The sequence below is a fragment of the Lentzea alba genome, assembly GCF_047445655.1.
GTDB classification, from domain to species: domain Bacteria; phylum Actinomycetota; class Actinomycetes; order Mycobacteriales; family Pseudonocardiaceae; genus Lentzea; species Lentzea alba_A.
Genome location: NZ_JAJAEG010000011.1, coordinates 56,058 through 82,296 on the forward strand (window position 1 = coordinate 56,058; position 26,239 = coordinate 82,296).

22 protein-coding genes are annotated in these 26,239 nt (G+C 69.6%); 18 read left to right on the forward strand and 4 right to left on the reverse strand.

The annotated features are described in order from the left end of the window. Window positions 1-41 precede the first annotated feature (41 nt). From LFM09_RS19480 to LFM09_RS19510, 7 genes are all read left to right on the forward strand, one after another. A complete protein-coding gene (locus tag LFM09_RS19480; RefSeq protein WP_414097909.1) occupies window positions 42-1,025 on the forward strand; it encodes a hypothetical protein in 984 nt (327 codons plus the stop codon). A gap of 87 nt (window positions 1,026-1,112) precedes the next feature. Next, window positions 1,113-1,745, forward strand: a complete 633-nt coding sequence (locus LFM09_RS19485; RefSeq protein ID WP_414097910.1) for a hypothetical protein — start codon at window positions 1,113-1,115, stop codon at window positions 1,743-1,745. A 117-nt stretch (window positions 1,746-1,862) separates the two neighbouring features. Further along, window positions 1,863-3,182 carry a purine-cytosine permease family protein gene (locus LFM09_RS19490; protein WP_414097911.1) on the forward strand — a complete coding sequence of 440 codons (1,320 nt, stop codon included), beginning with the start codon at window positions 1,863-1,865 and terminating at the stop codon, window positions 3,180-3,182. A 15-nt stretch (window positions 3,183-3,197) separates the two neighbouring features. After that, window positions 3,198-4,769: a hydantoinase/oxoprolinase N-terminal domain-containing protein gene (locus LFM09_RS19495; RefSeq protein WP_414097912.1), complete on the forward strand. Its 1,572-nt coding sequence runs from the start codon at window positions 3,198-3,200 to the stop codon at window positions 4,767-4,769. After that, window positions 4,762-5,829, forward strand: coding sequence for a DUF917 domain-containing protein (locus tag LFM09_RS19500; protein ID WP_414097913.1), 1,068 nt, complete (start codon window positions 4,762-4,764; stop codon window positions 5,827-5,829). The genes LFM09_RS19495 and LFM09_RS19500 overlap by 8 nt, the downstream gene beginning before the upstream one ends. Before the next feature lie 45 nt (window positions 5,830-5,874). After that, complete coding sequence (locus LFM09_RS19505; protein ID WP_414097914.1) at window positions 5,875-6,936, forward strand: DUF917 domain-containing protein; 1,062 nt, start codon at window positions 5,875-5,877, stop codon at window positions 6,934-6,936. Beyond that, on the forward strand, window positions 6,933-8,474 hold the full coding sequence (locus LFM09_RS19510; protein ID WP_414097915.1) for a helix-turn-helix domain-containing protein: 1,542 nt from the start codon (window positions 6,933-6,935) through the stop codon (window positions 8,472-8,474). Before LFM09_RS19505 ends, LFM09_RS19510 begins: the two co-directional genes overlap by 4 nt. Before the next feature lie 161 nt (window positions 8,475-8,635). Here the strand turns inward: LFM09_RS19510 and LFM09_RS19515 are convergent, their stop codons facing one another. The 3 genes from LFM09_RS19515 to LFM09_RS19525 form a co-directional block, all read right to left on the reverse strand. Then, complete coding sequence (locus LFM09_RS19515) at window positions 8,636-9,691, reverse strand: histidine kinase (protein ID WP_414097916.1); 1,056 nt, start codon at window positions 9,689-9,691, stop codon at window positions 8,636-8,638. Between the two features lie 111 nt (window positions 9,692-9,802). Next, window positions 9,803-10,507 carry a class I SAM-dependent methyltransferase gene (locus tag LFM09_RS19520; RefSeq protein WP_414097917.1) on the reverse strand — a complete coding sequence of 235 codons (705 nt, stop codon included), beginning with the start codon at window positions 10,505-10,507 and terminating at the stop codon, window positions 9,803-9,805. A 35-nt stretch (window positions 10,508-10,542) separates the two neighbouring features. Then, window positions 10,543-11,499 (reverse strand): hypothetical protein, encoded by a 957-nt coding sequence (locus LFM09_RS19525; RefSeq protein ID WP_414097918.1) that lies wholly within the window; start codon window positions 11,497-11,499, stop codon window positions 10,543-10,545. Between the two features lie 112 nt (window positions 11,500-11,611). Between LFM09_RS19525 and LFM09_RS19530 the strand changes: the two genes are divergently transcribed. Next, complete coding sequence (locus tag LFM09_RS19530; RefSeq protein WP_414097919.1) at window positions 11,612-12,742, forward strand: ROK family transcriptional regulator; 1,131 nt, start codon at window positions 11,612-11,614, stop codon at window positions 12,740-12,742. A 135-nt stretch (window positions 12,743-12,877) separates the two neighbouring features. Next, entirely contained in the window at window positions 12,878-14,467 is a 1,590-nt protein-coding gene (locus LFM09_RS19535) for an ABC-F family ATP-binding cassette domain-containing protein (RefSeq protein WP_414097920.1), read from the forward strand. On the opposite strand, the gene LFM09_RS19540 is transcribed toward LFM09_RS19535, so the two are convergent. Beyond that, window positions 14,457-15,287 (reverse strand): DUF4082 domain-containing protein, encoded by an 831-nt coding sequence (locus LFM09_RS19540; RefSeq protein WP_414097921.1) that lies wholly within the window; start codon window positions 15,285-15,287, stop codon window positions 14,457-14,459. The two genes, LFM09_RS19535 and LFM09_RS19540, sit on opposite strands and share 11 nt — an antisense overlap. 111 nt (window positions 15,288-15,398) lie before the next feature. On the opposite strand from LFM09_RS19540, the gene LFM09_RS19545 reads away from it, so the two are divergent. The 9 genes from LFM09_RS19545 to LFM09_RS19585 all read left to right on the forward strand — a co-directional run bounded on the left by LFM09_RS19545 (window position 15,399) and on the right by LFM09_RS19585 (window position 26,233). Beyond that, window positions 15,399-17,612, forward strand: a complete 2,214-nt coding sequence (locus LFM09_RS19545) for a molybdopterin cofactor-binding domain-containing protein (protein WP_414097922.1) — start codon at window positions 15,399-15,401, stop codon at window positions 17,610-17,612. Between the two features lie 13 nt (window positions 17,613-17,625). Beyond that, window positions 17,626-18,081, forward strand: a complete 456-nt coding sequence (locus LFM09_RS19550) for a (2Fe-2S)-binding protein (RefSeq protein WP_414097923.1) — start codon at window positions 17,626-17,628, stop codon at window positions 18,079-18,081. Between the two features lie 37 nt (window positions 18,082-18,118). Next, window positions 18,119-19,351: an SLC13 family permease gene (locus tag LFM09_RS19555; RefSeq protein WP_414098127.1), complete on the forward strand. Its 1,233-nt coding sequence runs from the start codon at window positions 18,119-18,121 to the stop codon at window positions 19,349-19,351. Between the two features lie 2 nt (window positions 19,352-19,353). Beyond that, window positions 19,354-19,782 carry a universal stress protein gene (locus tag LFM09_RS19560; RefSeq protein ID WP_414097924.1) on the forward strand — a complete coding sequence of 143 codons (429 nt, stop codon included), beginning with the start codon at window positions 19,354-19,356 and terminating at the stop codon, window positions 19,780-19,782. 37 nt (window positions 19,783-19,819) lie between these two features. After that, complete coding sequence (locus LFM09_RS19565; protein WP_414097925.1) at window positions 19,820-20,803, forward strand: hypothetical protein; 984 nt, start codon at window positions 19,820-19,822, stop codon at window positions 20,801-20,803. Window positions 20,804-20,848: 45 nt separating this feature from the next. Next, window positions 20,849-21,643 carry a TIGR02452 family protein gene (locus LFM09_RS19570; protein ID WP_414097926.1) on the forward strand — a complete coding sequence of 265 codons (795 nt, stop codon included), beginning with the start codon at window positions 20,849-20,851 and terminating at the stop codon, window positions 21,641-21,643. 62 nt (window positions 21,644-21,705) lie between these two features. Next, complete coding sequence (locus tag LFM09_RS19575) at window positions 21,706-24,423, forward strand: ATP-binding protein (protein ID WP_414097927.1); 2,718 nt, start codon at window positions 21,706-21,708, stop codon at window positions 24,421-24,423. A gap of 319 nt (window positions 24,424-24,742) precedes the next feature. Continuing rightward, on the forward strand, window positions 24,743-25,264 hold the full coding sequence (locus tag LFM09_RS19580; protein WP_414097928.1) for a ribbon-helix-helix protein, CopG family: 522 nt from the start codon (window positions 24,743-24,745) through the stop codon (window positions 25,262-25,264). A gap of 126 nt (window positions 25,265-25,390) precedes the next feature. Continuing rightward, entirely contained in the window at window positions 25,391-26,233 is an 843-nt protein-coding gene (locus LFM09_RS19585; protein ID WP_414097929.1) for a DUF4097 family beta strand repeat-containing protein, read from the forward strand. Window positions 26,234-26,239 lie beyond the last annotated feature (6 nt).

The following is a 26,239-nucleotide window of genomic DNA, read 5'->3' on the forward strand; positions in this document are numbered from 1 at the left end:
TTTGTGGCCAAACTTTTCGCGAGGGCCGAGGGGTGGGGAACGTGCGAGTGCTGTTGGACACCAACCTGTGGTCGTCGATCGGTGACGACGGCGCGGCTGGTGGATTCGCTGAACTGGCGAGGTCGCACTCCCTTGAGGTCGTGGTGGCTCCCAGCACCCTCGTCGAGGTCTTTCGGAACCCCAAAGCAGAGGCGCGTCAACGCATCGTTCACGCGTTGGCGAAGGGACCGTGGCGGCGGCTGCGGACTGAAGCCGAGGCGGAGTCGGCCGAGGTGGTTGCGGAGGTTCGCCGAGCCCGGCCGGGCTGGCTGCGCCGGATGCCGGACACCGCAATGGTGGCAACGCACAACACGTTCTGGATGAAGAAGATCTGGCGAGCGGCGGCTGAGAGTTCGCAATCCTTCCACGACCACACGATGAAACAGATGCCGAAGCACGCCCACATCGTTGCCGTGCAGAAAGCGAACAAGAAGTCGTACCTGGAGGAGAACTTCAAGTTCGGCAAGCTGACCGGGTTGACCGCTGCAGCGACCCCTGAGGCCCCGGAGAGCTATCTGGCCGGCTGGGACGGCGGACCGGTGGAGCCGTGGCGTCTGCATTCCCGGGATGTGTTCTGGCGCGAGTTGGTGGAGGTCAAGGGCCGTGCGTCACTCAGCGGAGAGGACACGACCTATGCCGACTGGGTCGGAGCCTATGTGGACCTGGCTGCTTTGCGTTCGGATCGCGCCGACTTCACCAGGTTCTGGCTCGACGACGTGCAACTGAACGCCTTGCCGAGGCAGTGGGTGCGCTGGGCCGTCAGCACCCTTCAGCTCACCAAGAAGATCGATGGCCTCGGCAACCCGGCAGATGAACAGCACAGCGCCTATCTCGTCGACTGCGACCTCTTCCTCACGACGGACAAGCGCTATGCCGACGTGCTGGGATCTGTCCGTGCTGAAGCGCCGTTCTCGATCGCGGAACCGCGCCTGGTTCCCGGCGACCGCGCCGTGCACGTCCTCGAACGCTTGCGGAGCGTCCTGTAACGGGTGGTGATCACGATGGGGTGATCCGCGTGGTGGCGTGGATCAAGGAAGGGTTTGTGTTGCGCCGATCGGGCTAACCTCCCGCGCGTGCGGACGAGGCTGACCCCGATGCAGCAGGCGGTGGTGGACGCCGGGCGCCCGTTGCCGCAGTTGACGGACCCGCTCGAGGTCGAGTTGCAGGTCAGTGCGTTCGTGGGGCCGTTCGCCGGCAACGAGGAGTTGTGGGAGGTCGTTGTCCGGCACCTGCAGGAGGTGCCTAGTCGGCGTAGTGCCGCGTTGTTGACGGCGCTCGCGCATCTGTTGCCGGGGCGGCCTGGGGTGTGGGCGGGGGAGGCGGCCAAGGAGCAGGACGCGCCGCCGTGGGATCTCAAAGGCTTGAAGTTCGGGGAGTGTTGGATCGGGGATCGGTCCATCGACGCGGGATATCTGGCACTGCTGTGCAGTTATGCGTATGACGACGAGCCGCACGCGATGGTTTTCATGATCGATGAAATCAGTGGGAGCCTCACGCGGCACGCGTTCCTGACTCGGCGGGTTGAAGAAGCGCTGGAACGGTTGCGCAACCAGATGCGGTTGGAGTCGATCACCGCTGAGGCGGCGCACTGGCTGCTCAGCCGCAGCTACGACCGGTTTGAGCGGCGGCCTGGGCTTGGGGCGAGCTTGGACGTGCACCACACGCGGTTGGTGGCGCGGCGGAGGATCAAACTGGCGATGAATTGAAGCGGCCTGTGCGAATCGCAACGTGTTGATTCGCCCGACTGTGCAGATTGTCTGTAGCTCGATCGTGACTCGGCCATTACTGTCCGGGTTGTCGATCACAGGGCGGAGGGACGATCTGTGGCCGCTCTTCTCGGGCGTGATGATCAGGCCCTCAGCCGTGTCCCTGACCAGGCGCGGCACCCGTGGTTGTCAGTCGCGACCCAGCGCTTCGGGCAGACGACCGCGCTGAGCCAGTTGTTGCTGGGCGCGACACTCGGGTTCGGCATGACGTTCTGGGACGCCTTCCTGGCGCTCACGCTCGGAGCCCTCCTGCTCAACGCCATCGCGGTGACGGTCGGGGTGATCGGGCAGCGTGAGGGGCTGTCGACCGCCATGCTCACGCGCTGGACCGGGTTCGGGCACGCGGGGTCGGCGATGCTCGGGTTGATCATCGCGTTGTCCTCGACCGGGTGGTTCGGGGTGCAGACGGGGCTTGCGGGCGTGACGCTCGCGGACGTCGCGGGGGTGCTGCCGGCGCCGGTGTGGTCGTTGATCTTCGGCATCGTGGTCACGGTCATCGCGGCTTACGGCGTGCGGTGGATGGCGTGGACGGCGTATGTGGCCGTGCCTGCGTTTCTGCTGCTGCTCGGGTGGCTCGTGCTGGCGAACGTCAACGACATCCCCGCTGTGCTCAGCAGTCCGGCGCCGGGGCCGCCGATCGGCATGATGACCGCGGTCACGCTGGTCACGGGCAGTTTCATCGTCGGTGCGGCCATCGCGCCGGACATGACGCGCTTCAACCGTTCCGAGTGGGACGTCGTCAAGCAGACGATCCTCGGCATCACAGCCGGGGAGTGGATCATCAGTCTGGCCGGCGTCATGCTCGCGCACGGGCTGCGCACCACCGACGTCATGGGGGTCATCAGCTCATCCGGTGGCTGGATCGGCGCACTGATCGTCGTGACGGCGGTGCTGAAGATCAACGACTGGAACCTCTACTCGGCCTCGCTGGGCCTGGTGAACTTCTTCGACGCGGTGTTCGCGGTGCGGATCAGCCGGGCGCAGGTGACCGTGATGGTGGGGTGCGCGGGCAGTTTTCTCGCCGCCGCGGGCATCGTGAACCAGTTCAGCCACTTCCTGGTGCTGCTGGGCGTGGTGTTCCCGCCCGTCACCGGGATCATGATCGCGGAGTACTACGTCGTGCGCCGGTGGCGAAACGAGATCATCTCCACGAGACCGCGCGTACCGAGATCAGCTCCGAGCTGGGTGCCCGCCACGGTGGTCATCTGGCCGGCCTCGGCCTGGCTCGGTGAGCTGCTGCCTTTCGGGCAATCCAGTGTGAACTCGCTCGTGCTCGCCTTCGTCCTCTACGTCTCAGCTGGGAGATTGGACCTCCTTCGCATGAGGACGCGGAGGGCCACCAACCGTAAGGTGGTCGGGGAAGCGTCCGCCGCCTGAGGGGTGGTTCGGTAGATGCACATCGGTATCGACGTCGGCGGCACGAACACCGATGCCGTTCTCGTTGAGGGACGGCGTGTCCTCGCCGAGTGCAAGACGACGACAACGGTCGACGTGACGACCGGGATCGTCGAAGCGGTCGGCGGCCTGCAAGCCGCCAGGGCGTTCGAACCGGCCGCGATCAGAGCGGTCATGATCGGCACCACGCACTTCGTCAACGCCATCGTCGAGGGCAGAGGGCTCGCGCAGACGGCTGCGGTGCGGCTCGGACTTCCCGCCACCAAAGCACTTCCGCCGTTCGTCGACTGGCCGCAACGGCTGCGTCAGGTCATCGGCGGGCACTCGTACCTCTGCCACGGCGGGCACGAGTACGACGGGCGGGTCATCTCGCCGCTCAACGAGGACGAGCTGCGCGGCGTGGCCACCGACATCGCCGCCAAGGGTGTGCGGTCGGTCGCCATCTCGTCGGTGTTCTCGTTGGTCAACGGCGACTTCGAACGTCAGGCGGCCGAGATCCTGACCGCCGAGGTACCGGACCTGCTGGTCAGCTACTCCCACGAGATCGGGCGGCTCGGGCTGCTGGAGCGGGAGAACGCGACGATCATCAACGCCGCGTTGCGCGAGCTCGCCGAGCAGATCGCCGACGGGCTCACCGAATCGCTGACGGCACAGGGCATCGAGGCGCCGCTGTACCTCAGCCAGAACGACGGCACGTTGATGGACCTGGAGTACGCGCGCTGCTACCCGGTCGCCACGTTCTCCTCCGGACCCACGAACTCCATGCGCGGCGGGGCGTTCCTGTCCGGACTGGACGAGTGCGCGGTGATCGACGTCGGCGGCACCACGACGGACGTCGGCATGCTGCACAACGGTTTCCCGCGCGAGGCGTCGTCCGAGGTGTTGATCAGCGGGGTGCGCACGAACTTCCGGATGCCCGACGTGCTGTCCGTCGGCCTGGGTGGCGGCAGTGTCGTGCGCGAGCAGCCGGGTGGCGTCGAGGTCGGCCCGGACAGCGTCGGATTCCGGTTGTCCCAGCAGGCTTTGGTGTTCGGCGGCGACACGCTGACCGCCACGGACGTCGCGGTCGCCGCGGGTCTCGCGGACATCGGTGACCGGAAGCTCGTGAGCCACCTCGACCCCGCGCTGGTCGGTTCGGTGCTCGACCACGTCTGCGACCGGATCGCCACGCTGGTCGACCGCATGCGCACCAGCCCGGCGCCACTTCCCGTCGTCCTCGTCGGCGGCGGCAGCGTGCTGGTGCCGGACAAGATCGAGGGCGTCAGCGACATGATCAGGCCGCGGCACCACGCCTTCGCCAACGCCATCGGCGCCGCGATCGCGCAGGTCGGCGGCGAGGTCGACCGGGTCTTCACGATGGACCCGGCGCGGCGCGACGAGGTGCTCGACGCCGCGCGCCAGGAGGCCGTGGACAAGGCGGTGGCCGCGGGCGCCAAGGCGGACAGCGTGCGGATCGTCGAGGTCGAGGAGATCCCGCTGGCGTACCTGCCGGGCAACGCGAGCCGGGTGCGCGCGAGAGCGGTGGGCGATCTCGTGCTGGAGGACGTTCCGAGGAGGGCCCGTGCGTGAGATCGGGGCCGGCGAACTGAGGCACATCGCGCGCGGCGCGGCGATTCTGGGCACCGGCGGGGGAGGCGACCCGTACATCGGCAGACTCGTCGCGGAACAGGCCGTGCTGGAGTACGGCCCGGTGCTCGTCGCGGAACTCCACGAGGTGCCGGACGACGCGCTCGTGGCCGGCATCGGCATGATCGGCGCACCGACCGTGATGATCGAGAAGCTGCCGGCCGGCGAGGAGGCGGTGACGGCTTTCCTGACTCTGCAACGGGAAATCGGCCGCCCGATCACGCACGTGCTGCCGATCGAGGTCGGCGGGATGAACTCGCTCGCGCCGTTCCCGGTCGCCGCGTCGCTCGGTCTGCCGGTGCTCGACGCGGACTGCATGGGCCGCGCGTTCCCGATGGTGCAGATGGTGGTGTGCACGTTGGACGGTGTGCTCGCGAAGCCGCTCGCGATCGCGGACGAGAAGGGCAACTCGATCGTCCTCGACGTCCGCGACAACCACTGGGCGGAACGGCTCGCGCGCTCGGCCACGATCGGCATGGGCTGCACCGCGTTGATGAGCAGCTTTCCCATGTCCGGCAAGCAGGCCCGCGACATCACCATCCCCGGCACGCTCACGCTGGCGTCGCGGCTGGGCAAGTTGGTGGAGGAAGCGAGGAAGGCTCGCGTGGACCCGTGTGAGGCCATCGCGTCGTTCCTCGGCGGGCAGGTGTTGTTCACCGGCAAGGTCATCGACGTCATGCGCGCCACCGATCCCGGGTTCGCGAAGGGTGAGGCGTGGCTCGAAGGCATGGCCGCGTACGACGGTGCGAACTGCCGGCTCGCGTTCCAGAACGAGCACCTGGTCGCGTCGCGCGACGGTGAGGTCGTCGCCTCGGTGCCGGACCTGATCTGCGTGCTCGACGCCGAAGGTGAGCCCATCCCCGCGGAACGGCTGCGGTACGGTCAGCGCGTCGCGGTCGTCGGCGCGCCGTGCCACCCGCGCTGGCGAACGCCGGAGGGGCTTGCCCTGGTCGGTCCGTCGGCCTTCGGCTACTCGCACGAATACGCGCCACTCGGGTCGTGAGCGGTTTCGGCCGTCAGAGCGACCGGAACCACTACTGTCTCGCGCATGCACCTGCTCCAGCCCGACGAGGTGGACCAGCTCGCCCTGGGCGTGGTCATGCTCGGCAGCGGTGGCGGGGGCGGTGAGCACGAGACCCACGCGTTCGCCGCCATGCTGCGGCACGAGATGCGGCAAAGCGGTCCTGTCACGGTTCTTTCACCCGAGGAGGCCGACCCGGACGGGTACGGCGCGCGGCTGGGTCTGATCGGCGCGCCGAGCGTGATGATCGAGAAGCTGCCGTCGGGACTCGAAGCCGAGGAAGCCCTGAAAGCGTTGCAGGCGCACGACTCCACGACCGCCACGGCCGTCATCGGGTGGGAGGTCGGCGGGTGCAACGGCCTGCTGCCGCTGATCCTCGCGGCTCGGCTGGGGCTGCCGTACGTCGATGTCGACGGGATGGGGAGAGCGTTCCCACGGATCGACCAGACGACCTACGACGCGGCCGGGTTGCCCACGACCCCGTTGGCCATCACCGAACCCAGTGGAAACCGAGCGGTCCTCGACGCGACCGGGATCGAGAAGCTCGCCCGCACGGTGATGGTCGACTTCGGCGGCTGGGCGATGATGGTCGCGAAGCCGTTGAAACTCGCGGACGCGCTCAAAGCAGGCATAACGGGCTCGCTGGCACGGGCTCTGGAGCTCGGCGAGATCTGGTCGCAGCAAACGATTTCAGTAGACGAACGCGCGAAGTCGTCCGGCGGTTTCCTGGTGGCACGGGGAAAAGTCGTCGAACTGTGGCGTGAGTCCGTCGGGGACTTTCCTCGTGGAACGGTGGCGCTGCGCCGTCTCGACACCGACGATGCGTACGTGCGCCTGGAGATGCAGGGTGAGTACCTCGTCGCGCTCGCGGACGGCGAACCGCTCGTGACGACGCCCGATCTGCTGTGCTGCCTGGACGCGGAATCCGGCAAACCGGTCTCGACCGAGCGCTTGACGTTCGGTGCCGTCGTGGACGTGGTAGCGCTCCCATCACCGGCGCAGTGGGTGCGTCAGGAGATGCTCGGCCGCGTCGATCCGCGGGCGTTCGGCTACGACCTCGACTACGTGCCGTTCCGGGACGTCACGTGATCGACGACGCCGACTCGCTGACCGTGCGCGATCTGCTGGAGATCGGTGTGCTCGGCGACGCCTGCCTGCTGGCGGGCGAACGCGGCGTCGACACGGAGGTCGGCGACGTGCGGCTGGCGGCGGACATGACCGCGGTCGAGGCGTGCTCGGCGGGCGACCTGGTGATCCTGACCGGGCACCAGCCGTACCTCGTCGAAGTGGCGCTGCGGCGGGCCTACAGCGCGGATGTGCGGGCCGTCGTGCTGGTGCGGTCGTCGACCGGCACCTACCAACCTCCCTCCACCGCAACGATTTCGTTCGCCAACAGGCTCGGCGTGCCGCTGCTGCAGATCAAAGCCGACGACCCGCTGCTCGTCGCCGACTCGTTGCGCACGGCCGTGCGCCGCCCCGAGGTCGCGGCAGCGCGGCTGTTGAACGCCGTCACCGCCCGGCTGGGCCGCAGCCGTCCCGATCCGCGCTCGGTCATCACGATCCTGTCCGGCGAGCTGCACGTGACGTGCGCGGTGATCAGCGCGGAAGGCACCGCGATCGAGGGCGTCTCGCCGCCCGGCCTGCCGCCGGACCTGCTGGTCGGCTCGGTCGCCACCACCGTCGAAATGACCGACGGCGGCTTCGCCGTGGCCGTCCCGGTGGAGACCGACCGGACCGGCCACGTGCACCTGTGGCTGGTCTCGCACGCGCGCGGCCGCAACAAGCGGTGGGCCGAGACAGTGCAGCAGGTCAGCCAGATCGCGTCCTGGGCGCTGGGCAACTGGGTCGCCGCCGAACGCCTCGAAACCGAACGCCGCGCCCGCTCGCGCGGTTCGTTGCTGGCCGAGCTGCTGGCCGCGGGCGACGACGTGCCGCCGCAGCTCGTGCAACAGGCCGTGCTCGCCGGCTGGCGCCTCGACGGCTGGCACACCGGCGTCTACGCGATGCCGACCCCGCCGTCGCCGACGTGCTTCGACGCCGGCCACACCGAACGCCTGCGCGTCGAACTCTCCCGGCGCGGCCTGCACGGCCAGCTGGTCGAGGGCGCGGAGGGCTGGTCGTTCTGGCTGACCAACGACTCCGAGCCGCCGCAGTCGCAGCACCGCGAGCTGACCAAGAAGCTGATGCACGCGCTGGGCTCCTGCAACCTCGTCGCGGGCGTGGGCCGTCCGCATCCCGGTTCCTCCGGTGTCGGCCGCACGCTGGCCGAGGCGCGGGAGGCCGCGGGGATGACCGGGCCGGCGAAGGTCGTGCACATCGACGAGCTGGGCGTGCGCCGGTTGCTGTCGATGGCCGCGGAGACGCCGGCACTGGTGGAGCAGGCGACCCGGTTGCTGGAGCCGCTGGCGGGGGTGGAGGACGGGCAGCTGCTGCGCACCCTGGCCATCTACCTCGACGAGGAGTCCGTGACGTCTTCGGCGGCGGTGCGGTTGAAGGTGCACCGGAACACGGTGGCGCAGCGGATCAACCGGGCGGAGCAGCTGCTCGGGGTCAGCTTGCTGAACCCGGATGAGCGACTCGCGGTGCACCTGGCGTGCCGGGCCGTGCGCGCGTCGGACGAGAGCTAGTGCCGTGACCGGCAACCTTCGCCGCGTCTTCCGGCGCCCAGCAGGGCGCCTCACGGCACCGGCCCCACGCCCACAGCCAACCAGGATGAGGACGCGGGGCCGGCACCGCGATGCACCCGTCTGACCGCCGAAATACGGGGCAAAGGCTGCCGGTCACGGCACTAGGTCGGCACGAACGACGGCAGGACGGCGTCGACCTCGAAGCCGCCGTCGTCGGTGGGCCCGGCCGTGAGGGTGCCGCCGACCATCTCCACGCGGCCGCGCAAGCCCAGCAGACCGGAGCCGGAGCCGGACAGTGCGCTGTCCGGTGCGGACGACGGGGCGGTGTTGCGGATGACCGCGCGCACGCTGCTCGGTCCACAGTGGATGGTGATCTCGGTGTGGGCGCCGGGGGCGTGTTTGTGCACGTTCGTCAGGGATTCCTGGACCACGCGGTACATCGTGCGGCGGACGGCGGGGGAGATGATGTCGGCGTCGCCGTGTTCGGTGAGGGTGACTTCCAGGCCCGTGGCGGCGGAGTCGGCCACCAGGTTGGCGAGGCGGTCGGGCAGGACGTCCGGGATGCGGGCGGTGCGGCCGGAGCGCAGGACGCCGACCAGGTCGCGCAGCTCCTCCAGCGCCTGGCAGCCCGCGGTGCGCAGTTCCTCGGCGGCCTTGCGCACCTCGTCGTCCTTGGCCGCGACCTTCAACGCTCCGGCGTGCAGCACCATGAGGTTCAGGCGGTGCGTGACGACGTCGTGCATCTCGGCGGCGAGCCTGGTGCGTTCGTCGGCGCGGGTCTGTTCGGCCTGCAGTTCGTGCTCGCGTTCGACGAGTGCCTGTCCGTGCCTGCGCCGCGCGCCGAGGTAGAGGCCGGCCAGCCCGGCGATCACGATCACGGCGGGGCCGGCTAGGCGCGGCATCGCCCACACGCCGGCGCCGATCAGCCACGTGACCGGCAACAGGGCGGCCACCCAGCGGTGCCTGACCGCGTACGCCGTGACCGAGTACGCGGAGACCACCGACGCGAAGGTGGGGGTCAGCAGGGCGAGGAAAGCGATTACCAGGCCCGATGTCACGGGATGCGTGCGCCGCCACCACAGCGCGGCCGCCGACAGCAGGTGAATCGCCACGGCGAACCCCACGGCCTGCCGGGATGCCGCGGGCGGCACGAGCTCACGCCAGATACCCAGTGCTGCGACGAGCAGCACCAGCGCCAGATCTCCTGCCCGCCTCACGGGCCTGACGATACTGCCGGTTTTGTGCCTGCGATCACCTACTGGAGCAGGGGAAACACCCTACTTTCGCAGGTGGCGACCTGGGGTGTTTCCGCCTGCCGGACACGTGTGTCATGCCTTGCGGAACAACGCGGTCCACAAGAAGGACTTCCCGAACGCGGGAGAGTCCGCCGGCTCCTCGTTCATCCGGCGGAGCTCCACCTCGGTGAGGTCCTGGAAGATCCACCGCAGCTCATCGGGGTGGTAGCCGACGCCGCCGGCCAGGCCACCCTGTCGGTAGAGGTCGGTGTCCGGTGCGGCGCTGCCCTCCTCGGCGGTGAAGCAGGTCAGTGCGAAGTGACCGCCGGGCTTGAGGGCCCGGTCCAGCAGCGCGAGGTAGCTGATCCGGCGGTGCGGCGGCAGGTGGTGGAAGCAGCCGGAGTCGTAGATCAGGTCGTACGCGCCCTCGGTGGCGAACGCGTCGCCGTGCCGGAACCGGACATCAACGCCCTCCGCGCGTTCGCGAGCCCACGTGATCGCAGTCGCCGAGAGGTCCACGGCGTCGACCCGGAACCCGTTGCGCGCCAAGAAGATCGCGTTGCGCCCCGGTCCGCAGCCGACGTCGAGCGCCCGGCCCGGTTGCAGCAGACCGCGGTCGAGGTACCCGGCCAGGTTCTCGTCCGGTTTGGCCACGAAGAACGGCACCTCGCGGCCGCGGTCGGCGTAGAAGCGGTCCCACCAGTCGCCGCCCCGCTCGGTCCAGCGGTCGGCCTCCGGTGCGAAGAGACCGTCGAGCAGAACTAGGACGTCGTCGACCGTCCTGATGTGCCGAAGCAACCTGAACCCCCAGGTAGATCGGCCTTCAGTCTACCTCAGAGGCCGCCCTCGCTGAGGCGTTTGCGGTAGCCGCGGGCACCCTCCGAGCCGACGTTCTCGTGGAAGTCGATGCCGCCGGGGTTGGTCTGCACGTGGTAGTAGCAGGCACCCCAGAGGCTGGTGGCCACCGAGTCGTCGAAGTGGATGAGGTTCCCGTACTTGTAGCCCTTCTGGTACGGGGTGAGCCGGGTGGTCCTGATCGAGTACTCGGTCGCGATCACCGGCTTGCCCGGCCACTTCTGGGCACACCTGGAGAGCGTCTCGGCGTAGGTCAGCTCGTTCCAGTCGCCCTGGCGGGTGAAGCTGCCGTCGTCGGGGTTGCTGTAGAAGTGCACGCCCACGAAGTCGCACTTCTTGATGGCGTTGACGAAGTTCGGGTTGCCGTACCAGGTGTCCGGGTTCGTGCCCTTGTTCGGCGACAGCGCGGTGCCGCAGATCTTGGCTCCGGGGAACGTCTCCCGGATGCGGTCGATCGTGACGCCGAGGTTGTAGCCGTAGACCCACGGGTCGGCGACCCGGATGTTCGGCTCGTTGCCGAGCTCGATGATGCACTTGTCGGCGCCCGAGCGGATTCGCTTGTACTCGAAGAAGCGCGAGTCGCGGATCTCGGCGACCGCCCGGTTCGGGTCGATCACGTTGTCGGTGTCGCCGGTGACCGTGCGGACGATCAGGAAGTTCGTCGCACCGGCGGCGGTCCACACGTGGTCGGGGTAGTTCGCCCACGGTCCGGGGCCTGGCACGCCCCAGCCCGTCACGACCTTGGCGAGGTTGGCGCCCTGGTTGTTGATCGCGTCGATCCACGTCTGGTAGCCGTCGGTGAGCAGCGGGCCGTGCGCCCGGTAGTGCGGGGCCGCGGACGCCTGCCCCGGCAACGAGGCCAGGCCCGCCGCCGCGACGGCGCCCGCCGCCAGCTTGCCCATCGTGCGGCGGCTGTACTGCTTGTCGCCGGCCATCGCCGGTCTCCCTTCGTCGAGGAACGACGTCAGGCAACAGCGGCCGGATATGAGAGCCGGTATGCGCGCGGTATGTAGACACCGGTAACGCCTCGTTACTAATTTGGCAGGCATGACGGGAGCGGTGACCGGGGCACATGTGCGGGAGACCAACCTGCAAGCCGTTTACCAGGCGATTCGGCAGTCACATCCGGTCACGCGCGCGCAGCTCGCGCGGTACCTGGGCATGTCCAAGCCGACCGCGAACAGGGCGATCGACGCGTTGCTCGCCGCCGGGCTGGTCGAGGAGGTGCCCAGGCCGCAGGACGCGGCGGGGTACGACGCGGTGTACTTCGGACCGTGCGCGCGGGCGGCGGCGGTGCTCGCGCTCGACCTCGGCAGCCGGTACCTGCGCGGCATGATCGCCGACCTCGACGGGACCGTGCTCGCCCGGCTCGACCAGCCGGTGAGCAGCAACGATCCGACGCACGTGCTGGACGTGGTGGTACGGGTGCGGGACGAGCTCGCCGCGGCCGCCGGGTGCGTGCCCGAGATCGCCACGATCGGTGTCGGTGGCGTGATCGACCCGCGGACCGGGATCGTGCACGACGCCAACCAGGACGCGCTGGAGGGGTTCGCCGCCAAGGCCGAGCTCTCCGTCGTGCTCGACCTGCCGGTGATCGTCGAGAACGACGTCAACCTGGCCGCGGTCGGCGAGGGCTGGCGCGGGGTCGGGCTCGGGGTGCGCGACTTCGCGTTCCTGTCGATCGGCAGCGGCGTCGGCGCCGGGCTCGTGCTCGGCGGCGTGCTGCACCGCGGTGTGAACGGGGCCGCCGGCGAGATCGACCACGTGCCGCAAGGGCAGCGGTTCCGGTCCGACAGCCCGGCCGCGGACGCGTTCCTCGCCCACGTCTGGCAGCACTCCGCATTCGCCACCACGGAGGAGGTGATGAGCGCGGCCAGGGCGAACGACGACACCGCGTTGCGGCTGGTCGCGTGGGAGGCGGCGCGTATCGCCGAACACGCCGCACGGATCTCGTCGGTCGTCGACGTGTCGATGGTCGTGCTGGGTGGCGGCATCGGGTTGAACGGCGACCTGCTCGCTGAGCCGGTGCGTGCGTCGCTGGGTCGCCTGTCCGTCTACCCGCCCGCTGTGGAGACCTCGCGGCTGGGTGAGGCGGCCATTCTCACCGGTGCTGTGGCCACCGGGCTCAACACCGTGCTCTCGGATCTGGTCACCGCAAGGGTTTCCGCCGTCGGCTGAGTCAACGGGTTGCGCTCTCGTACAGTGTATGGGAGTCTGGTTCTCGTGATCTGCTGACCTCATCGCCCGCACGCGTCCGCGGCACCGCCCGGCGTGCATCCGTTTCCCGCTTTCTGTTCTGGCGATGGGGGATCTATGTCGAACGTGTCTTATCTGCATGCCCGAAATCTCGTGAAGTCCTACGGCGAACACCGCGTTCTCGACGGCGTCTCGTTGTCCGCCTCGCCCGGCCAGCGCATCGGCTTGGTGGGGGAGAACGGCTCCGGCAAGTCGACGTTGCTGCGGCTCCTCGCACAGCAGGAGCTGCCGGACGACGGCGAGATCACCGTTGTCGCGCAAGGGGTCGGGTACCTCGCGCAGGTGCTCGACCTGCCGGACGACGCGACCGTCGGTGACGCCGTCGACGCCGCGCTAGTCGAGATCCGCCTGCTGGAACAGCAGATCGCGGTCGCCGCCGAAGAGCAGCTGCTGGACGAGCTCGGCGACCTGCTCACGGCGTTCGAGCTGCGTGACGGCTACTCGGCCGACGCGCGGGTCTCGTCTGCCATGTCCGCGCTCGGCATCGGTTTCCTCACAAGGGAAAGGCAGCTCGGCACGTTGTCCGGCGGGCAACGGGCGAGGCTGGCGCTGGCCGGTGTGCTGTCGGCCGAACCGGAACTGCTGCTGCTCGACGAGCCCACCAACCACCTCGACGACCAGGCCCTCGCCTGGCTGGAGCACCGGTTGCGGGCCCATCGCGGCACGCTGGTCGTGGTGACGCACGACCGGCTGCTGCTGGAACGGGTGACGACGGCGATCATCGAGGTCGACGAGCGGAAGATCACCCGCTACGGCAACGGTTACGCGGGTTACGTCGCCGAGAAGAAAGCGGCGCGGCAGCGGTGGGAGCAGGCCTACGCGGAGTGGGTCGGCGAGATCGGCCACTGGACCGAGTGGCGTGGCACCACGGCACATCGCGTGGCGCCGGGCCGGCCGATCCCGGATCACAACAAGTGCAAGTACAACGGCGACGGCAGGCGGGTGCAGGCGTCGATCAGGACGCGGGTGCGCAGCGCGTCCGAACGGCTCGAACGGCTGTACGCCGATCCGGTGCCGAAGCCGCCGGAACCGTTGCACCTCAACGCTCCGCTCGACGCGGCGGTCCGTGAGGGCGCGGTTCTCGAACTCCAGGAGGCAAGAGTTGATCAACGGATGTGCGTCGACGAGCTGAAAGTCGAAGCGGGGCAGCGGTTGCTGGTGACCGGACCGAACGGCGTGGGCAAGTCGACGTTGCTCGACGTGCTGGCGGGCGTGCTCGAACCCGACCGCGGCACGGTCACCCGCAACGGCGTGGTCGGCTACCTGCCGCAGGAAACCGTTGTCGCACGGCCGAAACAGACCGTGCTGGCGGCGTTCGGCGGGAGTGCGGAGAAGCTGGCGTCGCTGGGTCTGTTCCGCGAGTCCGACTTCGGCAAACAGGTGGGCGCGCTGTCGATCGGTCAACGGCGACGGCTCGCGCTCGCGAGGTTGCTGAACCAGGAATCGGACGTGCTGCTGCTGGACGAGCCGACCAACCACCTGTCGCTCGCGCTCGTGGAAGAGCTCGAAGCCGCACTCGCCGACTACCCCGGTGCGGTCGTCGTGGCATCGCACGACCGTTTGCTGCGGCAGCGGTGGCGGGGAGAGGAGCTCAGAATGCCTGCTGGGGGTCGCCCAGCAGGCAGCTCGTCGAGGGTCAAGGCGTGAACGTCGGCTGCACCCAGTAGTTGCTGGCGTTCCACGAGTCGGTCGGGAACCCGCCGCCGTAGCGGTACACACCACCGTTCACCGGCACGTAGAACGGCGTATGCGCGAGACCGCCCACGAAGTAGTTCTCCGTTGAGACGTAACCACCGGCAGGCGTGTAGTAGGAGACGACGTACTCGTTGCCCGGAGACACGGGCACCGGCGTGTCGAACGTGATCAGCGGGAAGCGCTGGGCGGCGGGCGCGGCCTGTTCGGCGAGAAGGGTGCCGGAAGCGGACCACACGCGGGCCGTCACCGCACCGGTGTAGTCACCGCGGCGGATGTTCATGCCGGTCAACGAACCCGGCCGGTCGACGGTGATCCGGACGCCCAGCTCGACGGCCTGGTCGTCGGGGTCGTTCACGACAGGGGCGGGGATGGCGTTCAGGAAGAGCGAGGTGCTGCCGGGTACCGCCGGCGTGGTCGAGCCGCCGACGAAGACCGTGCGCGACACGGTGATCGGGCCGGTGGTCGAGGCGGTGCGGGCACGGGCTTTGATCATCAACGGGCCTGGGGTGGTGGGCGTCAGCACGAGGGCCCACTTCTCGGTGTGCGCGTCGGTCGACGTCCAGGTTGCGCCGTCGTCGGTGGAGACCTCGACCTCGGTGATGCCACCCGCCTCGCCGTTGAAGGCGCCGCCGATGACGAGCAGCGGAACACCGAGCGGGACGGAGGCGTCGGTGGTGGGAGAGAAGAGCGTGGCGTAGGGGTTGTCGGCCGCGTGCGCCGGCATCGGAGAGACCAGGACAAGTGACAGCAGCAGCACTGCTAATCGTCTCATGTTCGGCAGATCGTCCCCGTTCGCGCCGCAGTTACGGTGATCTGCCAAGCAGTCGTGCACCCATTCGGCTGACGGTCGTACCCACGTCCACCAAATGTCGTTGACGATTACATGACCTGTGACAACGAAGTCCCGGTCCCTGATGCCCAGGTTCCGGTTCGTCGCCGGCAGTTCCTCACGTTCCTGGTGGCCGCGCCGGTGCTGACCGTCGCGGTACCCGGAACCGCTGAAGCGGTCATCCCGACCCTGCCGCAACCTGCCGAGATCATGGACCTCGGCGAGATCCTCATCCTGGCCGGAACCCCGACCGCGGGCGCGCTCGCCGTGCTCAGCGTCGGCGAGGACGGCGTCGTCACCCTCGAACTGCCCCGCGCCGAGGTCGGCCAGGGCATCACCACCGCCACCGCGATGCTCGTCGCCGAGGAGCTCGACCTGCCGCTCGGCAAGGTCAGGGTCGTGCTCGCCGACGCGCGGTCCGAGCTGCTGTTCAACCAGCTCACCGGTGGTTCCAACACGATCAGGTCCGTCTACGGCCCGGTCCGTCAGGCGGCGGCGGCCGCACGGGCCAGGTTGCTGGCGGCCGCCTCCAAGCAGCACGGCGTGGCGGTCGAAAGACTGTCCACACGCGACGGTGGGGTGATCCTGCCGGACGGCCGGTACATCGCGTACGGTCTGCTGACCTCGGCCGCCGCGCAACTGACCGGAGTCTTTTCCGCGCAACCGAAACCCGCGTCCGAGCATCGGCTGGTCGGCACACCGCAGTCGCGCATCGACGCCCGCGCGATGGTCACCGGTCAGTTCAAGTACACGCTCGACCACGACGTGCCGGGCGCGATGCCGACCGTCGTCCGCCGTCCGCCGACGATCAACGGCAGCGTGAAGTCCGTGGACTCGTCGGTCGCCCGGTCGATGCCCGGCGTGATCGCGATCGGTGTCGTGCCGACGGGTGTCGCGGTGGTGGCGGAGACGTTCGGGCAGGCGCTCGCCGCCAGGGACGCGCTGAAGGTCACCTGGAACCCCGGCACGATCGACTCGTTGTCCGACAAGGAGATCCGCGACAAGCTGCGCGCGGCGGCGTTGCCGTTCGTGGTCCCGCCGCTGCTCACCCAGCACGTGGACATGGAGTTCGACTTCGCGTTCGTCAGCCACGCACCGTTGGAGACGAACTCGGCGATCGCGGACGTCCGCGACGACCGCGCCGAGATCTGGGCGGGGTTGAAGTCGCCGATCGTGGCGCGGCAGACCATCGCGTCGGCCATCGGACTGCCCGAGTCCGCGGTGACCGTGCACGTGGTCCAGGGCGGCGGGTCGTTCGGGCGCCGGCTGTTCTTCGACTCCGCACTGGAGGCCGCACAGATCTCGAAGGCGTTGCGGCGCCCGGTGAAACTCATGTGGACCCGCACGGACGACATGCGTCACGGCCGGGCGCGCGCTGCCAGCCACCACAAGCTGCGCGCCACGTTCGGGCTCGGCAACGTGCTGACGTTCGAGCACCGCGTGGCGTCCGTGGAGACCGACTTCCGGCACGGCCTGGGCGAGATCCTCACCGCCACGGCCGCGTCACTGCCGGTCGGCGGCAATCTCTCGTTCGCGCAGACGGTGTTCCTCACGACGTGCAAGGTGCCGTACAACTTCGGTGTCGTGACCTCGCTGCTCAACGAGGTGCCGCTGCGGATGCACACCGGCTCGTGGCGGTCGGTCTACTCGGCGAACACCCGTGGCGCGGAAGAGATCCTGGTCGACCAGCTCGCGAAGAAGATGGGCAAGGACCCGGTCGCGTTCCGCCGCGAGCACCTGAAGTCCGCACGTCAGCGCGCGGTGCTCGACAAGGTCGCCGCAGAGGGCCAGTGGGGCCGCACGATGCCCAAGGGCTTCGCGCAGGGCGTCGGCTTCCACGACGAGTACAAGTCGTGCACGGCGTGCCTGGTCGAGATCGACGCCCGCGACCCGCAGAAGCCGCGCGTGGTCAAGGCTGTGATCGCGGTCGACGTGGGCCGTCCGATCAACCCGCGCGGCCTCGAAGCGCAGATGCTCGGCGGTCTGACCGACGCCATCTCCACCACGTTGCGCGCCGGTCTGCACATCGAGAAGGGCCTGCCGCTGGAGGGCTCGTACTCGCAGTTCCACTACGCGCGGCAGAAGGACGCGCCGCCGGACGTGCGGATCTTCGTGATGCCCGCGACCGGCGAACCCGGTGGTGCAGGCGAACTCGGCGTGCCCGCGGCGGTCGGCGCGATCGCCAACGCCTACGCGCGGGCCACCGGCGTGGTGCCGCGCAGCTTCCCGATCATCTTCCCGGTCGACTTCGAGCCGTTCCCGCGCTGAAGGAGATTCCCCTGTGCCTACCTACACCTTCGTCGTCAACGGGGAGTCGGTCACCGTCGAGGCGCCGTCCGACCTCGCGTTGCTGTGGGTGCTGCGCGACAAGCTCGGTGTGCGCGGCCCGAAGTTCGGCTGCGGCATCGGCGTCTGCCGCGCCTGCACGTCCCACCTGGACGGCGCCGAGGTCCAGCCCTGTGTGACACCGGTTTCGGAGTGCGCGGGCCGGTCGGTGACCACGATCGAGGGACTGGCGTCCGGTGACGAGCTGCACCCGGTCCAGGAGGCGTGGCTGGAGCAGGACGTCGCCCAGTGCGGCTACTGCCAGCCGGGTCAGATCATGGCCGCCGTGGCGTTGCTGAAGAACAAGAGCGAGCCGACCGACGAGGACATCGACCGGATCGCGAACGTCTGCCGGTGCGGTACGTACTTCCGCATCCGGCAGGCCATAAAGTCAGCCGCAGCCAAGATGTAGCCGGGGCAGGCCGGCGCAGGAGGATCCCGTGCTGGCGCTGTCGGTGTTGCTGCTGGTCGCTGTGCTCGTCTGTGCGGTCGTACGACCGTGGGGCTGGCCCGAGGCGGCGGTGGCGGTACCGGCGGCCCTCCTGGTCGTGCTCGCCGGGGCGTTACCCGTCGACCACGCGGTGGACGAGGCGGTGCGGCTGGGGCCCGTGATCGGGTTCCTGGCCGCGATCCTCGTCCTGGCCCAGCTCTGCGACGACGACGGGTTGTTCCACGCCTGCGGCACCTGGATGGCGCGCGCATCGGGCGGGCGGCCGCGGCGGTTGCTGGGTGGTGTGTTCGTCACGGCGTCGGTGACCACGGCGGTGCTGAGCCTTGATGCGACGGTCGTGCTGCTGACGCCGGTCGTCTTCGCGACGGCTGCGCAGCTCGGCGTCCGGCCGAAGCCGCACGTCTACGCGTGCACCCACCTCTCGAACAGTGCGTCGTTGCTGCTGCCGGTGTCGAACCTGACGAACCTGCTGGCGTTCGCGTCCAGCGGGCTGAGCTTCACCCGGTTCGCGGCGCTGATGGCGTTGCCGTGGGTGGTCGCGATCCTGGTGGAGTACGTGGTGTTCCGGCGGTTCTTCCGCACCGACCTCGACGCGCCGATGCACGAGCCCTTGATCACGCAGCCGCGCGAACTGCCGGTGTTCGCGCTGGCCACGGTGGGTCTGACGCTGGTGGGGTTCGTGGTGGCATCGGCGACCGGGATCGACCCGGCGTGGGCCGCCTGCGCGGGTGCGTTGGCGATGGCCGTGCGGGCTCTCGCACGCCGCCGCACGTCGTTGCTCAAGATCGTGCGGGCGGCCTCGCTGCCGTTCCTCGCGTTCGTGCTGGGCCTCGGCGTCGTGGTGCGGGCGGTGGTCGACAACGGCCTCGACGACGTGCTCAGGCATGTCGTGCCGCACGGCAACAGCCTGCTCGCGTTGCTCGGGGTCGCCGCGGTCGCCGCCGTGCTGGCCAACGTGATCAACAACCTGCCGGCGGTGCTGGTCCTGCTGCCGCTGGTCGCGCCGCTCGGTTCCGGCGCGGTGCTGGCAGTGCTGCTCGGCGTCAACCTCGGCCCGAACCTCACCTACGCCGGATCGCTGGCCACGTTGCTGTGGCGGCGGATCGTGCACGACCACGACACCGAGGTGAACCTGCCGGAGTTCACCCGGCTCGGCCTGCTCGCCGTGCCGGCCACCCTGGTGGGCGCCGTCGTGGCACTGTGGGCGTCCCTGCACGTGATCGGAGGATGACCATGACGGTGGTCGTGTGGATCGCCGACGACACCTGGCAGTCCTGCGTCGACGCGGCCCGCGCCCACGCCGGATCGGACTTCCTGCTGCTGCACGTCAGCGACCACGACGTCCCAGGCGCCGCGCACGGGGCGTTCGCGGGACTCTTCGGCCGCAGCCACCCGGACCGCGACCCCGGCACGCGCCTGGACCACCTCGCCGCCGACCACGCCTCGCAGATCTTGGAGGCGGCCGCCTCACGGCTTGGCCTTCCGTGCACCACGTCCGCGCGCGTCGGTCGCGTCGAGCACGAAGTCGTTGCTGCGGCACAGGGTGCCTCGCTGCTCGTGGTGTGTCGCGATGCCGATCATCCGGGTCCGCGCAGCCTCGGCCCGGCCACCCGGTTCGTCGTCGACCACGCGCCCTGTCCAGTGCTGCTGGTGTGGCCATAGATTGCGTGCGCGCAAAATTGCGTGTACGCATGTAGGTATGAGAGCCAAGGGAATTGCGTACGACACCGGGTTCGTCCGGAACGGCGAGATCTCCGTGCCGGACTTCGACCTGGACGCGGTGCGGCGGGAGCTGACCGTCATCCGGGACGACCTGCACTGCAACGCCGTCCACCTGGTCGGCGGTGATCCGGAACGGCTGGAGCAGGCCGCGCACATCGCCGCCGCGCTGGGCTTGGAGGTCTGGTTCTCGCCCTACCCGCTGGAGCTGAACCCCGACGAGATCCTGGAGCTGTTCGCCGACTGCGCACGTCGGGCCGAACGGGTCCGGGCTGCCGGCGCCGAGGTCGTGTTCGTGGCCGGCGTCGAGCTGAGCGTCATGAACTCCGGCTTCTTGTCGGGCGACGACGTCATGGACCGAGTGACCCGGTTGCTGGGTGATCCGGCCGAGATCGCGGGGCTCGGTGATCGCCTCAACGAGTTCCTGGCGCGGGCCGTCGCCGTGGTGCGCGCGGAGTTCCGCGGCAAGGTCACCTATGCCTGCATCCCGTTCGAACAGGTCGACTGGAGCCTGTTCGACATCAGCTCGTTCGAGCTGATCCGGTCGGCCGAGGTCGCCGGTCAGTTCGCCGCGAGCATCCGAAACGTGGTGGCACAAGGGAAGCCGGTCGCGATCACCGGTTTCGGCACGGCGGCCTGGCGTGGTTCGGGTGCGGTGGCGCCGCGCAGCATGGAGATCGTCGAGACCGAGGACGGCCGTCCAGTTCGCGTGAAGGACGGCTATGTCCGCGATGAGGGCGAACAGGCGACCTATCTCCGTGAGCTGCTGGAGACCTTCGAGGCCGAGGGGGTCGACGGCGCGTTCGTCTACATGTTCGCGCTCAACAACTACACGCATCGGCCGGACGATCCGCTGCGGGACTTCGACATCGCCAGCCCGGGCATCGTGAAGGTCTACGAGGACCTGCGCTGGGAACCCAAGGCCGCGTTCGGCGCGGTCGCCGAGATCTACGCCCGGATCTGAAATCGGTTGGCGCGCCTCACCGCGCCAGCCACAATCGCAAGCATCATGAGCAGAAGGCTGAGGGCGATCGCCCACGACACCGTCGCGATCGCGGAGCGAGGTTCCTACTCCACCGGCACCGGCGAGGTCCCGGTCGACATCACCCGTGCGGTGGCCGGAACCCGGCTCCACCTCCCGGACGAGACGCTGAACCTCCCGGAACAGGGCGGGTTTCCCCGCGTCGACGTCACAAACGAGTCCACTTTGGAGGCTGCCGCGCGGCTGGGCGGCGACCTCGCCGCCCTGGTGTTCGCCTCCGCGCGCAACCCCGGCGGCGGTTTCCTGAACGGCGCCCAGGCTCAGGAGGAGAGCGTCGCCCGTGCGTCGGCGCTCTACCCCTGTCTACGCGCGGCCGGCGACTTCTACGCCCACCACCGGGCGCACGAGGACCTCATCTACAGCGACCGGGTGATCTACTCGCCCGGCGTGCCGGTGTTCCGCGACGACAAGGGCACTCTGCTGGCGGAGCCCTACGAGGTCTCGTTCCTCACGGCCGCGGCGCCCAACCGGTCCGCGATCCTGCGCAACCAGCCCGAACGCGCCGACGGCATCCCAGCGGCGTTGCTGCGCCGGGCCGTCCGCGTGCTGCAGGTTGCCGCCGCGCACGGGCACCGCAGGCTCGTCCTGGGCGCGTGGGGTTGTGGCGTGTTCGGCAACGAGCCCGCGCTCGTCGCCGAGACGTTCATGACCGCGTTGCAGGACAACCGCTACTTCGACCACGTGGTGTTCGCGGTGCTCGACCGGGCGAGGGACACGCCGACGTTGGCCGCATTCAGCACCGCGGTGCGACAAGTGAAGTAGCCGCGAGAACCTTCTCACCGATCCTGGCCCGCTGAGGTTCCGCGCGGCTTACCCTCCGGGGCATGGGACCTGTCGGTCGTGCGGACGAGCTGGAGCGGTTGACCAGGTTGGTGCGGCAGGTCGCGCAGGGTCGCGGCGGGCTCGCCTGGGTGCAGGGCGAGGCGGGGGCCGGCAGCTCCACCCTGATCGACGAACTCACTGCTCAGGCCGCTGACTGCCTGGTGTTGCGAGCCACCGCGGACGAGCTGGCGCAAGCGTTTCCGCTGCGGTTGCTGGCGGACGTGCTGGAGTCGGAGGAGATCACCCGGCTGCTGCGCGGCGAGATCGACGGGTCCGGCGCGGTCGACCCGGTGCTGGCCGCCGGCGAACGGATGCTGGAGCTGGTCGACCGGCTGTGCGCGGAACGGCCCGTGGTGCTGGTGACCGAGGACCTGCAGTGGGCGGACGAGCCGAGCCTGCTGGTGTGGGGCCGGCTGGCGCGGTCCGTGGGCCAGATCCCGTTGCTGCTCATCGGTACCGCTCAGCCCGTGCCGCACCGGGACACCGCGGCCAGGCTGCGCGATCTCGTGGACGAGGTCGTCGAGCTCGGGCCGCTCACCGACCAGGACATCCGCACCATCGCCGCGCGCATCCTGAACGCCGAACCGGGGCCGCGGCTGAGTGCCGAGCTGGCGAGGGCGGGCGGCAATCCGCTGTACGCGCGCGAGCTGGTGGACTCGCTGGTGCGCGACGGGCTGGTCGAGAACGCCGAGTTCATCGGCGAGTCTGGCGCGGTGCCGTCCTCGCTGGCGGTGGCGATCGGGCGGCGGCTGCAGCTGCCGAGCGCGGACGTCCTGCGGGTCGCGGCGTTGCTGGGCAACGACTTCGACCTCACCGAGCTGGCGATCGCGTCCGGGAGGTCGGTCGTGGAGCTGTCCGGTGTGGTGGAGCACGCCATCACCGCCGGGGTGCTGCGCGCGTCCGGCGAACGGCTGCGGTTCCGGCACGAGCTGATCCGGCAGGTGCTGGTCGAGCAGACGTCCGCCGCGACGCGCGTCGCGCTGCACCGGCACCTCGCCGAGCAGCTCGCCACGGCCGGGCGGGGCGTGGATGTGGTGGCACGGCACCTGCTCGCGGTTCCGGACATCACCGACGGCTGGGTGCGGCGGTGGCTGAGCGAGGTGCCGGATGCGTGCCTCTACGCGGTGCCGCAGGTGGCGGCCGAGTTGCTGGGTCGCGTGCTGAAGTCGGCTGGCCCGTCGTGGGAGGTCCTGGCCGCCCGAGCGGCACGGGTGGCGTTCTGGCTCGGCCGCGACGAAGATGCGCTGCGACTTGCTCGTGAGGTCGCCCGGCGCACCGCAGACGTCGAACTCGCCGCGCGGATGAACCTGCTCGCTCTGCGCGCGGCGGGCCGGTCGGGCCGCATGGACGAGGCACTGGCCATTGCGCACGAGCCTGTGGCAGAAGGGGTTTCCGACGCGACGCGAGCCGCGTTGGGTGCCTGGTCGGGGGTGATGCTGGCCGGCACGGGCGCGGTCGAGGAGGCCGGACCGGTGGTGGACGCCGCGCGGGAGGACGCCGAACGCAGCGGCGACCCGTTGGCCCTGGGTTACGCGCTGCACGCCTCGGCGCTCGTCGCGGTCGCACCGATCGCCGTGCACCGGATCGACGAGGCGCTCGCGGTGCTGGGCGACGGGATCCACGATTCTGGCTCGGAGACGATGGACCTGCGCCTTCTCCTGCTCAACAACAGACTGACCTACCTCGCGGGCCTCGGCCGGTGGGAGGAAACCGAGAGCGTGCTGGTCCTGGCCGAACGCGCGGGCACGTTCCGCGGCGCCAGCCTGCTCGCCACCGCCGCCGAGGTCGCCTACAAGCGCGGCAACTGGGACGACGCGCTGGTCCACCTCGGCGGGATCGACACGGCGTTCGTCGGCAACGCCTCGAACCTGAACCCTCCCGCGATCGGCGCGCTCATCGCGCTGCACCGCGGCGAACAGGCCAAGGCCGAGGAGTACCTGCGGGCGACGGGCGGTGTCGACGCGTGGTCCGCGCGGAACCCCGCGAACTGGCGGCTGACGGCCGCGTGGGCGTTGCAGGCCGAGGTCGACGGTGATCAGCAGGCCGCGCTGGGGCTGATGACCTCGTGGCTGGACCCGGCGCCGGTGCCCGGCCAACGCACCCGGCAGGAGGTGCTGCCCCACCTGGTGCGGCTGGCGCTGGCCGCCGGCGACCGGGAGACCGCCGTGACCGCGGCCGAGGTGGCGCGCGCCGACGCGGATGCCGATCTGCAGGTCGGTGAGGCCGTTGCCGCACGTTGTTGCGAGGCCCAGCTGAACGACGACGCCGACGGGCTCCTGGAGGTCGCGCGGGACTACGAACGCCACGGGTGGCCGTTGCAACGGGCGCTCGCGTTGGAGGAGGCCGCGGTCCGGCTGGCTCCTGGTGACGCGGGCCGTGCCAGGGAGGCGTTCGTCGAGGCGTTGAAGATCTACGCGGACCTCGGCGCCACCTGGGACCAGCGCCGCGCCGAGGCCCGGCTGCGCGCGTTCGGCATCCGGCGCGGACCACGCAGCCTGCACCGCCGGGCCACCTCGGGGTGGGAGGCGCTGACCCCGGCGGAGGTGCGGATCGCCGGGCTGGTAGCCCGAGGCCTGTCCAACCCCGACATCGCGGCGGAGCTGTTCCTGTCACGCCGGACCGTGCAGACTCACGTGTCGAACGTCCTGGGCAAGCTCGGCCTGAGCTCGCGGCTGGAGATCGTTCGTGCGGGGGATTCAATACCTACGCATGCTGGCTGATGTCTCGGCATCGGTGCGTCGCCCACCCTGTTCCGAGTGAACAGGTCCTTGCGGAGGCTCCGGAACTCAGGTTCCGGGGCCTTCCCGCGTCGGTGCGACCGGCCCGCCGGCGTGCGGCCGCCGTCGTGGGAGAAGCCCCGGCGGTCGAGATCACGCCCGCCGTCGTGGCACTCGTCGACGACGTTCACGTCGCGGCGGTAGCGCTGTAGGAACGGCTCACCTCCCCTCGATCAGGCCTCTGACCTGCGGTGAGCCAAGGTGGTGCCAAACTGAGCCAGAAATCCTTGCTCGTGGTGCCACCGTGTGCCATAGTGATGCCATGGATCTGACCCCGTATGTGGCTTCCCTCGGTCGCGAGCTGCTGACCGCCGTTGAAACCGGCGGTGAGGAAGCGGGCGCGTTGGTCGAGCGGTTGACCGTGACGATGGAGTCGGCGATCCGGCTGGCACTGCTCGAAGCGCTGTCCGCCGCCGCCGACGAGATCACCGCGGACCTGGCGCCGGACTCGGTGCAGGTGCTGCTGCGGGGTCGTGACCCGAAGTTCGTCGTGACGCGCCAGGTGCCGGCAGCACCGGCCGTCGCGCCGGAACCCACCCCCGCGGCGCCGGCCGAGGACGTCGCCGCCAGCTTCGACGACGGCAGCACCGTGCGCATCAACGTCCGCCTGCCCGAACCGCTCAAGGCGGCGATCGACGAGGCCGCCGCCAAGGAGGGCCGCTCGGTCAACGCGTGGCTCGTGCGGGCCGCGACCGCGCAGCTGAGCCCGAAGCGCGACACCATCGCCGAAGCCATCACGTCCGAGATCACCGGCTCGACGCGTTTCGTCGGCTGGGTCCGTTAGTGCCGTGACCGGCAACCTGCGCCGAATACGGGGCAAAGGCAGCCGGTCACCGCACTAGCTCCAGCCCTTCACCACTTCGCCCCGACCTGCGGGGATGTTCCACCGACACCTTCTGAGGGGACAGCCATGCCTTCTTACGACACGCCAGAACCGATTTCCGTACTGCTCGACATCTACGCGGGCCACGTCCAGATCGTCGCGACCGATCGCACCACCACCGCGGTCGACGTGCGGCCCTCCGACTCGTCCGACTCCTCGGACGTCGAGGCGGCGCGGAAGACCAGCGTCGACTACGCCGACGGCACGCTGATGGTGCGCGGGCCGAAGCGGACCTTCGACTTCTCCAAGAAGACCAGGTCGGTCGACGTCCTGATCGAGCTGCCCACCGGGTCCAAAGTGGACCTGGACGTGACCGCGGGCAGCACCCGCACCAGCGGCGCGCTCGGCGAGACCGAGGTCGACATGTCCGCGGGCAACATTCACGTCGACCGCGCCGGCTCGCTGAAGGCCGACACCGGTGCCGGGGCCGTCAAGGTCGGCGCCGTCACCGGCAACGCCGAGGTCAAGACCGGCAGCGGCCACCTCCGCGTCGGCAGGGTCGACGGAACGCTGGTCATCAAGAACTCCAACGGCCACATCGAGGTCGGCACGGTCGACGGCGCGCTGAGGGCCCGTTCGGCCAACGGCGACATCCGCGTCGAACGAGCCGGCGCACTGGTGGAGGCCCGGACCGCGATGGGAGCCATCGAGGTCGGCGAGGTCGTCCGCGACACCGTCACGCTGAACACGGCGATGGGCGGCATCGAGGTCGGGATCGCCCAGGGCACCGCCGCCTGGATCGACGCCAAGACCAGCTTCGGCCGTGTCTCCAACACGCTCGAGGGCAGTGACGGCCCCGGCGGCTCCGCCGAGACCGTCAAGGTCACCGCCCACACGTCCTTCGGCGACATCTCCGTCCGCCGTGCCTGAGGGGAA

Excerpts from the sequence above, each read along its gene's own strand:
- LFM09_RS19535 (WP_414097920.1), top strand. The coding sequence starts at position 12,878 with ATGTCGAACGTGTCTTATCTGCATGCCCGAAATCTCGTGAAGTCCTAC.
- LFM09_RS19570 (WP_414097926.1), top strand. The coding sequence starts at position 20,849 with ATGAGCAGAAGGCTGAGGGCGATCGCCCACGACACCGTCGCGATCGCG.
- LFM09_RS19580 (WP_414097928.1), top strand. The coding sequence starts at position 24,743 with ATGGATCTGACCCCGTATGTGGCTTCCCTCGGTCGCGAGCTGCTGACC.
- LFM09_RS19530 (WP_414097919.1), top strand. The coding sequence starts at position 11,612 with ATGACGGGAGCGGTGACCGGGGCACATGTGCGGGAGACCAACCTGCAA.
- LFM09_RS19505 (WP_414097914.1), top strand. The coding sequence starts at position 5,875 with ATGCACCTGCTCCAGCCCGACGAGGTGGACCAGCTCGCCCTGGGCGTG.
- LFM09_RS19545 (WP_414097922.1), top strand. The coding sequence starts at position 15,399 with ATGACCTGTGACAACGAAGTCCCGGTCCCTGATGCCCAGGTTCCGGTT.
- LFM09_RS19525 (WP_414097918.1), bottom strand. The coding sequence starts at position 11,499 with ATGGCCGGCGACAAGCAGTACAGCCGCCGCACGATGGGCAAGCTGGCG.
- LFM09_RS19565 (WP_414097925.1), top strand. The coding sequence starts at position 19,820 with ATGAGAGCCAAGGGAATTGCGTACGACACCGGGTTCGTCCGGAACGGC.
- LFM09_RS19540 (WP_414097921.1), bottom strand. The coding sequence starts at position 15,287 with ATGAGACGATTAGCAGTGCTGCTGCTGTCACTTGTCCTGGTCTCTCCG.
- LFM09_RS19495 (WP_414097912.1), top strand. The coding sequence starts at position 3,198 with ATGCACATCGGTATCGACGTCGGCGGCACGAACACCGATGCCGTTCTC.
- LFM09_RS19575 (WP_414097927.1), top strand. The coding sequence starts at position 21,706 with ATGGGACCTGTCGGTCGTGCGGACGAGCTGGAGCGGTTGACCAGGTTG.
- LFM09_RS19585 (WP_414097929.1), top strand. The coding sequence starts at position 25,391 with ATGCCTTCTTACGACACGCCAGAACCGATTTCCGTACTGCTCGACATC.
- LFM09_RS19560 (WP_414097924.1), top strand. The coding sequence starts at position 19,354 with ATGACGGTGGTCGTGTGGATCGCCGACGACACCTGGCAGTCCTGCGTC.